11 protein-coding genes and 1 pseudogene are annotated in these 9,471 nt (G+C 47.5%); all 12 read right to left on the reverse strand.

Annotation, left to right across the window (positions count from 1 at the left end):
* Window positions 1-429, reverse strand: a pseudogene (locus ACWVCM_RS07110) (hypothetical protein); the annotation flags it as partial.
* Between the two features lie 92 nt (window positions 430-521).
* Complete coding sequence (nrfD, locus tag ACWVCM_RS07115; protein WP_455201032.1) at window positions 522-1,772, reverse strand: NrfD/PsrC family molybdoenzyme membrane anchor subunit; 1,251 nt, start codon at window positions 1,770-1,772, stop codon at window positions 522-524.
* A 28-nt stretch (window positions 1,773-1,800) separates the two neighbouring features.
* Window positions 1,801-2,568: a sulfate reduction electron transfer complex DsrMKJOP subunit DsrO gene (gene dsrO, locus ACWVCM_RS07120; protein WP_455201033.1), complete on the reverse strand. Its 768-nt coding sequence runs from the start codon at window positions 2,566-2,568 to the stop codon at window positions 1,801-1,803.
* Window positions 2,565-2,978, reverse strand: a complete 414-nt coding sequence (locus tag ACWVCM_RS07125) for a hypothetical protein (RefSeq protein WP_455201034.1) — start codon at window positions 2,976-2,978, stop codon at window positions 2,565-2,567. Before ACWVCM_RS07125 ends, dsrO begins: the two co-directional genes overlap by 4 nt.
* Before the next feature lie 166 nt (window positions 2,979-3,144).
* The gene (locus tag ACWVCM_RS07130; protein WP_455201035.1) at window positions 3,145-5,118 is read right to left on the reverse strand and encodes an NAD(P)-binding protein; all 1,974 of its coding nucleotides are present in this window, start codon (window positions 5,116-5,118) and stop codon (window positions 3,145-3,147) included.
* Between the two features lie 76 nt (window positions 5,119-5,194).
* On the reverse strand, window positions 5,195-6,688 hold the full coding sequence (dsrK, locus tag ACWVCM_RS07135) for a sulfate reduction electron transfer complex DsrMKJOP subunit DsrK (protein ID WP_455201036.1): 1,494 nt from the start codon (window positions 6,686-6,688) through the stop codon (window positions 5,195-5,197).
* Between the two features lie 51 nt (window positions 6,689-6,739).
* The gene (locus ACWVCM_RS07140) at window positions 6,740-7,468 is read right to left on the reverse strand and encodes a respiratory nitrate reductase subunit gamma (protein ID WP_455201037.1); all 729 of its coding nucleotides are present in this window, start codon (window positions 7,466-7,468) and stop codon (window positions 6,740-6,742) included.
* Window positions 7,469-7,573: 105 nt separating this feature from the next.
* A complete protein-coding gene (locus tag ACWVCM_RS07145; RefSeq protein WP_455201038.1) occupies window positions 7,574-7,906 on the reverse strand; it encodes a TusE/DsrC/DsvC family sulfur relay protein in 333 nt (110 codons plus the stop codon).
* A 33-nt stretch (window positions 7,907-7,939) separates the two neighbouring features.
* The gene (gene tusB, locus ACWVCM_RS07150; protein ID WP_455201039.1) at window positions 7,940-8,248 is read right to left on the reverse strand and encodes a sulfurtransferase complex subunit TusB; all 309 of its coding nucleotides are present in this window, start codon (window positions 8,246-8,248) and stop codon (window positions 7,940-7,942) included.
* Window positions 8,249-8,262: 14 nt separating this feature from the next.
* Entirely contained in the window at window positions 8,263-8,682 is a 420-nt protein-coding gene (gene tusC, locus ACWVCM_RS07155) for a sulfurtransferase complex subunit TusC (protein WP_455201040.1), read from the reverse strand.
* 34 nt (window positions 8,683-8,716) lie between these two features.
* A complete protein-coding gene (tusD, locus tag ACWVCM_RS07160; RefSeq protein ID WP_455201041.1) occupies window positions 8,717-9,109 on the reverse strand; it encodes a sulfurtransferase complex subunit TusD in 393 nt (130 codons plus the stop codon).
* Window positions 9,110-9,133: 24 nt separating this feature from the next.
* On the reverse strand, window positions 9,134-9,471 hold a 338-nt coding region (locus tag ACWVCM_RS07165; protein WP_455201042.1), incomplete at its 5' end, for a hypothetical protein.

Here is a 9,471-nt window from a genome sequence, read left to right on the forward strand (position 1 = left end):
AGTGCAAGGGTCCAGGCCTAGATTATTCAGTACGTTTTTCGTATAAACCCGGCCGTTGGTATGGCCACTTGCGCCATGCATGAAAACGGTAATCCCATTTTCCGCCAGGGTGAGGGTGCTGAGAATAAACCAGGGTAACTGGCGTTTCTTGCCTGCATAGGATGACCAGTCCAGATCCACTTGAGGCAATGCTTCAGGCATTTTAAGAAAGTCTTTTACCGCTAAAACTGCGCCTGCTACTTCTTCCGGGGTTTCTTCCTTGACACGCATCAGCATCAGGAAGGCACCTAATTGTTCGGGAGAGACTTCATCATTGAGGATCATGCTGAATGCCTTCCTGGCTTCGTCCTGTGATAGACCACGGGAACCTTTTCGGCCTTTACCCAGAATTCGAACAAATTCGGCAAATGGATGCTCTTCGTAAAACATATGAAACCTCAATAATTGTCTATGAGTGGCAAACCAATATTATTTGTCACTCCCTTGTTGGTTGCAAGAGAGGCATAATGGCGAGCGAAGAATTAAGCGCTGGCTTTTTCGCCTTCCGCTGCAGCTTCGTCTTCAGCTTTATAGTGGGGGTCTACCAGGGAATTTTCCAGGCTTAAGGGCAGAAAACGCAGGATTTTTACGCCCGCCAGAACCATGGCAATGGCAAAGGCAAATCCGCCAACACCCAGGCCGACCTCATAAATACTGGGGGTATAGGGATTAACTACACCATCAAAGAAGCTGCTACTAACTTCGTATCCCGGGAATATGTCCAGGGGGTAGGCCTGACCGCCAATGATGATGACATACATTTGCGCCATACCACCGGCAACCACCATTACGGATGCTGCAACTAACCAACGAGCTGAATGCTTGAAGCTGTTCAACAGGCAGATGCACAATGGAATGATACTGCCAATCAGGACAAAACCAAGCCAGAATAATCCAGTGTAAACGTTGTTCCCATCAAGGATGAACGCTGATACGCCATGGTGTTCTGTGGCGTATAAATTAGTGAGGTGATAGATGGTCACCAAAAATAACACAGCAGCGACAAACACGCCCTGTAATTTACGCAAGCGTTCTACTATGGCATTACCTAATGGACGCTCGGTGCCACTGTAGATTCCAATGAGCAGGATGTTGAAAATCGCCAGGCCAAAGGAAAAGGACATTATGATAAAAGTCGGTGCCATGATAGCAGCGTCATAGGCCTGACGGGCCACCAGGAATCCGAAAATGGAGCCGGTACCAGTAGTCAGTATCAAACGCCAAATGAAGGCAAAAGTACCAACGGTTTTGCTGTATTTGTTAAAGCGCTTCTCCATCAACATCCACAGGTAAACCGCAACAATCGCCAGAAAACCGTTATATAAAATAATATTCCAGGCAAAGATGGATTTAAAATTGTAGTAGGTCATCGCTACAATCAATCGATCGGGCCGGCCCAGGTCCAGCACCAGAACACAAAGACCACCAACCAGCAAGGCGATGGCGAGCAAGCCGGATAACGGTGAAAGTGGCTTGTAGATCTTTTTATTAAATACGGATGAGATGGATGCGACGTTAAGAGCGCCGGATGCAGCAACGATCAGGAATACTGCGAATACATGGGGCATTCCCCAAACAATCTGGTTAGTCATGCCCGTGACATGGTGTCCATTGTGTTCCATGTAGTAGGCAGCGCCCAGGCCCAAAACAATCAAGGCGCCTAATATAGCTAATACCGAATAATAGCCAAGGCTTTTGCCAGGAATTTCACGAAAATGGATATTATTTTTCATTATCTTTTATGTCCGTTGCTAGCTGGAATTAAATTCCTTGATATCGTACGCCAGGATTCAGTCTAAGATCGGCGCGTACTGCTGTGCTGCGTTCGCTGGCCAGGCGCCTGGCAATGTCACTATTGGGATCATTGAGGTCACCGAACAGTATTGCCGGGCCTTCTTCGGTCTGAGCACAGGCTTCTGCACAGGCCGGAATTTCGCCACGATCAACGCGATGAACACACAGGGTGCAGCTTTCTACAGTGCCTTTACCACGCGGCATTTCAGGTAGCTGGTCAGTGAGCGTTTCGTGGATGAAAGAGCGTGCTTTATAAGGGCACGCCATCATGCAATAGCGACAACCGATACATATATGCTTGTCGACCAGGCAAATGCCATCAGCCCGTTTAAAGGATGCGCCGGTAGGACAGACATCCACACAGGGTGGGTGTTCACAGTGCTGACACATCATGGGTAACGATAAGCTGTGGTTAGTTTGTTTGTTGCGTAAAGTGACTTTACGAATCCATTGCGCGTCGGTTTCGGGTCGGTCGAAACCTGTTAATCCGTTTTCTTCGTTACAGGCGGTGACGCATGCCTCACAATTATCGAGACATTTTGTGGTATCGATTAAAAATCCCCAGCGAACCTTGCTGGTAACCGCTTCATTATCAGGTTTGGCGCGCGCGATACTCGTTAACATCACGCCTGGAGCGAGTGTAACTGTCGCAGCGGCAGCGGCACCTTTGGTGAGAAAGTTTCGGCGGTATTCGTCAATCTGGTTGTCTTTTTGTTGATGGTCTTGTTGGCTCATAAGCTGCGTCCCGCTTTTTTCGCTCTTGGTTTAGAGGCATGACAATCAAAGCAATCGATGCTAACAGAAGCGTACTCGTGGCATTGTACGCAAAAATGTTTAGAATCCAGATGGCTGACGGCCTGACCATTACTGTCATAAACAGCATGGCATTCCATGCATTCTTTCAATGCATGTTTTTTCGTGCGAATGCCACGGTGCATGGTCTCATCGCGCTGATGAAGTAATAACTCCATATGATTCTTGCGCATGAAGTCGGTATCTTCGACGCATTGATCACCCTTTCCTTTGGGAATGTCTGGTTTGGGTGCGCCGGCAAAGGCGGATACCGAAATGATACACACTGCAATAATAATTATTGCAAGAAGAGTAGGGCGATGCGCGATATATTTTACAGGTTTAGACAACACGTGCTTTTCCTTGTCAGATGGCTAATGTTGTTTGGTTTTTATTAATGCTGTTTTTTATACAATTAGTTTTGATAAAACCACAACAGTAATCTTGCTTGTGTTGTGTATCGGGTAAGCCGCAAGCAGCTTACCCGAATATTACTTTACATGATTTCGTAAATAGAGCTTATTCGCCCAATCCCATCTGGATGTAGCCAGTGGGACATACGTCCGCACAGATGTGACAGCCAACACAACGGTCATAATCAGTATCGACGTAACGACCAAGGGTGTGCTTGTCTTTCTTCACTTTGAATACGGCATCCTGAGGACAGAAGATAACGCAGTTGTCGCACTCGAAACACATGCCACAGCTCATGCAGCGTTTGGCTTCCTCAATAGTTTGTTCTTCAGACAATCCGGCGACACGTTCTTCGAAATGGCCTAGTACTTCTTCAGCGCTGGGTACCGATTCTTCACGCTTATGGCGAGGCTCATATCCGAAATGGCCAAGGAACAGTTTGTCGGCTGGAATGATCTGATGCGCAGAACGGTCCTCATAGTTATGGATCGCAAAATCATCATCACTGGTGCCGCGACGACCACGATCGATACTGCGAGTTTTAGCATCGCCTTCCGGATTGAATTTTTCCGGCTCCAGGCCAGCTTCGCGCAACTTGTTGAGCAGATTAAAGTGGTGCACATCGACTTTAGGACGCTTGCGCATTTCTTCATTTTTGAAGTAATGGTCAATGGTTTCTGCGACAACAGACGCCTGGCCAATAACGGTGGTCAACAGGTGAGGGCGTACAATGTCGCCCGCAGCGAAGAAACCGGGTTTATTTGGAATCTGGAAATGTTTGTCCGCATCTACCAGGCCACGATCGTTAGCGAACTCTTCCATACCACTCCAGTCGCCCGTTTGACCAATAGCAGAAACAATCAACTCGGCTTCGATATCGTATTCAGTACCTTCGAGAACTTCAGCCTTGCCGCTTTCGTAACTCATTTTCGCAACGCGTAGCGCTTTAGCGCGGCCATTATCATCCAGTATCACTTCAACAGGATTTAGTGACCCAATAATCTCGACACCTTCTCGGGTCGCGTCATCGATTTCGTGTTGCGCGGCGGTCATATTCTCGATGGGTTGACGGGAGATCAGTGTAACATCCGCGCCTTCTTTTGTAGCAATATCAACTACATCATGTGCGGTATGGCCAAGTACGATGTTTTCAGGACGGTCTTTTTCCGCCACGTTGGTGATGTTACCTAAACGACGTGCCACTGATACTACGTCGATAGAGGTATCACCACCGCCGATTACCACAACTTTACCACTAACGGCCTGTAAACGACCCTGGTTAAACGCGCTCAGGAAAGCGACACCAGAGATACAGTTTTGTGCGTCACCGCCGGGAACTGGCAAACTACGTCCAGTTTGTGCGCCGATGGCAAACAGGACGGCGTCATGTTTCTTTTCCAGCTCGTCGATGCTGATATCCGTGCCAACACGGGTTTTGGTTTTAACTTCCACACCCATATCGATGATACGCTGAATTTCACCGCCTAATACGTTACGCGGCGTACGATAACCGGGGATGCCGTAATACATCATGCCGCCCAGCTCTTCGTGATCATCATACACTGTACATGCATGACCCATGCGGCGTAGTTGGTAGGCAGCTGCCAGGCCACAGGGACCACCACCGATGATGCCGACGCTTTTACCAGTTTCTCCGCCTGCCTTGAAGCTGTAACCTTCTTTTAATGCACTGTCACCAATGAATTGATCCACTGCATTGATGCCGACATGATCTTCCACTTCGTTACGATTGCAACCATCTTCGCAGGGAGCAGGGCAGACGCGACCCATGATTGCCGGGAAAGGGTTTGCGTCGGTAGAGCGACGGAAAGCATATTCCTGCCACGCCATATCACCGGAGGGCTTTTCAATGCCGCGTACGATGTTCAGCCAGCCGCGGATGTCTTCTCCGGAAGGGCAACTGCCCTGGCAAGGAGGTGTTTGGTGAACGTAGGTCGGACATTTGTGACTATGGTCTGCTTGGAAAATTTGTTCTTTCCATGGCAGATGAGCGCTATCGTTATCTTTGTACTTACGAAACGTATGCTCTTTTTTCACTTTATCTGCTGGCGTTGCCATATTGCTTTCTCCTGTTGCTACGCGACTGTTTTTTCAATCTTGTCTATGTTCAAAAAAATTTGCTAATTAACTTCCACTAATCATTAGAGCCCAGAATAAGTGAGTCACCAACAATTTGATGCAGGCTGGTGATCATATCCATCTGGAAATTGTAATACGGTAATACTTTGGCAAACTGGGTTTTACAGATAGCACAGATTGCTACCAGGGTATCCACGTCATGTTCTTCCACTACCTGGGAAAGAGCCTCCATCCTTGGAAGCGCACCTTTGACTCGTAACTCCATTAAATCGTCGGTCAGCAGTCCGCCACCGCCACCACAACAGAAAGTGTTCTGGTGGATGGTTTCCGGGGCCATGTCATAAAAGTTATTGGCGCAAGCCTTAATAATTTCGCGCGGAATAATAAATTGTCCGCCGGGCATGTTACCCATGCGGGAAGCGCGCGCCACGTTGCAGGAATCATGGAACGTGATACGGCGATGATCGTTGGCTTCTTTATCAATTTTTAAAGCGCCACGCTGGATCAAATCGTAAGTTACTTCACAAACATGTTGTGGAGCAGGGTATTTGGGATCCAGAAAATCGAAGGGACCAATCAATGTATTCCAGAAACTGTATGCCACCCGCCAGGCATGACCGCATTCGCCCACCACGATGCGTTTTACACCCAGGTCAAGCGCGGCCTGGCGTATACGCATGGCAACCTTTTTCAGGTTGTCATGACTGCCAATAAACATGGAAAAGTTGGCAGCTTCTGATGCATAAGAACTTAATGTCCAGCTGATGCCTGCCTGATGGAATACCTTGGCGTAACCAATCAGTCCATCGATGTGTGGTTCTGCGAAAAAGTCAGCGGATGGCGTAATTAATAAGACCTCAGCGCCTTCAACATCCACAGGTACCTTAACCGGTATGCCGGTATCGTCTTCAATATCTTCCTCAAGTCCTTCCAGGGTATCAACCAGTGCTGGTTCCGGCAGACCGAGGTTATTACCAATTTTGTGCAGTTTGCCAATGATCTCGTTACTGTATTTCTGTCCAACACCGATGGCATCCAGAACATCACGGCCTGCCATAGAGATTTCCGCGGTATCAATACCGTATGGGCAGAACACAGAACAACGGCGGCATTGTGAGCACTGGTGGAAATAGCTATACCACTCGTCACGGACTTCTTCATCAAAATCCCTGGCGCCAACCAGTTTGGGGAAATATTTACCAGCAAAGGTATAGTAGCGGCGATAAACAGAACGCAATAGATCCTGGCGGGCCACCGGCATGTTCTTGGGATCCTGTGTGCCTAAATAATAGTGACACTTGTCCGTGCAGGCTCCACATTTTACACAGGAGTCGAGAAACACCTGTAATGCGCGCGACTGGCTGACCAGCTCGCCCAGTTTTTTTACGGCTACGTTTTGCCAGTCGTCGACTAACTCGCCGGGAAAACCGACGCTTTCCTGATGTTCCGGTTTGGCCACAAACGGTTTGCTGTGGGCCATGGAATCTTCAACGATGGTGGGAATAATGGGATATTCCCGATACGCCGGGACCTGGATCTCTTCAGCCAATGGCTATCCCTCCATGTGCTTTGTTGTTGTTCGTTGTATCCATGATGTGGCTCATGACTCCGCACTCCAGCCCGCTGTGTGGCGGCGTTCGCGCACATCGTCAGTCTGGTTGCGTGTGGGACTGAAAAATACCCCCGGTGCGTGTAACAGTTTGCTGATGGGGAATACGATCATTAACACGGCAACCATGGCCAAATGTATAAGCAGGAATGCTGAATCGGGCAGGGGTTGAAGGTCGAAAAACATCAATCCCATAATAAATGATTTGACCGCGATAATATCAGTATTCAGCGCTTCACCACCAAAGGTCATTAATGCGCCAGAAATACCAATCGTTATTAACAGTAACAGCATTAAATGATCTGATATGCTGGATATGTAACGCACGCGATCAACAAAAAATCGTCTTCCCCACAAGCCAATTAAACCTGCGATCATGGCAAAGGCGGCATATTTGCCGAAGGGTTGTATCAGGGTAATGACTGTCGGTACTGGCTCGATGAAATAGCGCAGGTGGCGCGCCAGTACCAGGAACAAACCAAGGTGAAACATCCAGCCAAAAATCCAGATCCATTTGTTGGATTTAAACAGGCTTTCGAAAACGGTAACTTCTTTGATTAATCTCCAGGCTACGCCGGTTTTGGTCAGGGGGGCTGGAGTGGTAGGTATCTTTAAAGGCTGCGGTGTTTTTGAATAAATAAAAATCTTACGCGCAACACCGATCGTAAACAGCGCTGCTGCTAAGTAAAACAATATTGCATAGACTACGGTCAGAGTCATGAATATGCCTTAAGGGTTTAGGGCTGTGCCGTTTTTTACAACGGCACAGCAGGTTATAACACATACGTTCGTGTTAATGTTTTGATTGTTATCAACTATTGATTGTTATACGCAACCAGTTGGTTTGGGTAAGCCGGCAATCTTACAAGCTTGCTTAGCTGGGCCGTATGGGAACAACTCGTACAGGTATTTGCTGTTGCCTTTATCTTTACCCAGTTTTTTACCAATTGCCTTGGTTAATACACGAACAGCTGGCGCAATTTGATATTCGTCATAGTATTCACGCAGGAAGTTAACAACTTCCCAGTGGTTTTCTGTCATGTCCAGATTTTCAGCTACTGCAATCGCTTCAGCAACTTCCTGGGTCCAGTCATCACGATTCGCCAGGTAACCTTCTTCATCAGTTTCGATAGATTTTCCGCCAACGTCTAGGGCCATGTCGTCTTCTCCTGTTAAGTTTGTCGTCTTACTTTAAAGCCATGCCTGGGTTGCTTTGTGTTCCGCCACTAAATCTACGAAACCGTCGTAATCTACTACTTTAACGCCGTCGATTAGCTTGTCCTGATTAACACCGCGGGCATCAAGGTCAGGTCCCAAAACATAAATTGAAATATCACCCATTGCATTCGCAACGAGATCGGATTTTGCAGTACCTTTGACAGCACCATAAACGCCATCTTCGGTTAGCAAGATACTGCTGCCTTTTACAGCCAAGCGAGTGCAGGATTCCAAAGAATTCTTCTCAAAAGGCGATTTATTGACTGTGTGTAACAATGCCATATTGATATCCTCACCTAGAAACTAAAGACTACGTCTTGTTGATCCAGCAACTCAGCCATTTCCGCTGAACTTACTACGCGAATGGAATCTTTTTCCGCCCAGTCATCATCTTCGTCTTCATACTTCAGGGGCATCAAGTCGTCGATAGTCAGACCGCGGGCGTCCAGTGATTCTTTCTCAACATAAATCTTGTTGACGTCGTAATCACCTAAGGCATTATAAGTCGGCGAGAAATTTTTCATGCCTATGCCTTCCGTTTTTTGCCCTTTCGCTAATTGATAGACACCGTCATCCATGAAAGCCAGACTTACGTCCTGATCGAATGCTGCACCGATCAAAACAACTTCCAGGGATTCTAATGCGTAAATAGTTCCGTACGGTGCCTTGCGGTTCACGTACATAAACTTTTTGATTGTTCCGCCTTCATCGCTCATATTTGTGTTTCCTGTTTTATCGTAACCAGAGTGATTAATCACCAAAAACCACGAGACGTTCGGACTGAATGCCCATTTCGATCAACTGGCCAAGGCCAGAAATTCGAAAACCTTCAGCAATATTGTCACCGTCTTTACCGTGGCGTTTTGCTTCATCTGCATCACAGATACCGCGACGTTGTGCGGCAGCAACACAAACCACCATGTCAATGTTATGTTCTTTTGCCAGTTCACCCCACAGGTTGACCAGGTTGCGGTCATCCTGGGGTGGGGTGGTGTAACGTGTGCCATTGTTAACACCGTCATGGTAAAAGAATACGCGCTCTATGGTGTGACCTTTGGCCAGTGCGGCCTTGGTAAACTGGTACGCACTGTCAGATGCCTGGTGAGTGTAAGGCCCTTCATTTACTAATATGCCAAATTTCATAGAAATAACCTTTAGAAGCTGTGCTTAGAAACGTATGTGAGCTGATGCATTTAATGAATTACGCGCACCGGTCCAGTTATCAATATGGAATTTGGTGAAAGGCAATTCAGTCAGTTCAAAGAAACGTGGCCAGCCGATACGCTCAACCCAGTCACCGACACGTTCCCAGTCCTGCGCGTCTTCTTTGTAAACGCGAAGAATGTTTTTAACAATGTCTGCAACTTCCGGCCAGCGTGGTGGGTTATTAGGTACGCCAGCAGCAACCAGTTTATGGAACATTGGCTTGCTACGTGCGTTGGAATGCTTACCACCAACCCAGATCGCCAGCTTGGAATGATCAGGATCATTAATCTGCATGGGTG

The organism is Kaarinaea lacus, assembly GCF_975902315.1.

What these genes read in the sequence shown, in the direction of transcription:
- nrfD (WP_455201032.1), bottom strand. Translation starts at nt 1,772, where the DNA reads ATGAAAAATAATATCCATTTTCGTGAAATTCCTGGCAAAAGCCTTGGC.
- dsrO (WP_455201033.1), bottom strand. Translation starts at nt 2,568, where the DNA reads ATGAGCCAACAAGACCATCAACAAAAAGACAACCAGATTGACGAATAC.
- tusB (WP_455201039.1), bottom strand. Translation starts at nt 8,248, where the DNA reads ATGGCATTGTTACACACAGTCAATAAATCGCCTTTTGAGAAGAATTCT.
- ACWVCM_RS07140 (WP_455201037.1), bottom strand. Translation starts at nt 7,468, where the DNA reads ATGACTCTGACCGTAGTCTATGCAATATTGTTTTACTTAGCAGCAGCG.
- tusC (WP_455201040.1), bottom strand. Translation starts at nt 8,682, where the DNA reads ATGAGCGATGAAGGCGGAACAATCAAAAAGTTTATGTACGTGAACCGC.
- tusD (WP_455201041.1), bottom strand. Translation starts at nt 9,109, where the DNA reads ATGAAATTTGGCATATTAGTAAATGAAGGGCCTTACACTCACCAGGCA.
- ACWVCM_RS07145 (WP_455201038.1), bottom strand. Translation starts at nt 7,906, where the DNA reads ATGGCCCTAGACGTTGGCGGAAAATCTATCGAAACTGATGAAGAAGGT.
- ACWVCM_RS07130 (WP_455201035.1), bottom strand. Translation starts at nt 5,118, where the DNA reads ATGGCAACGCCAGCAGATAAAGTGAAAAAAGAGCATACGTTTCGTAAG.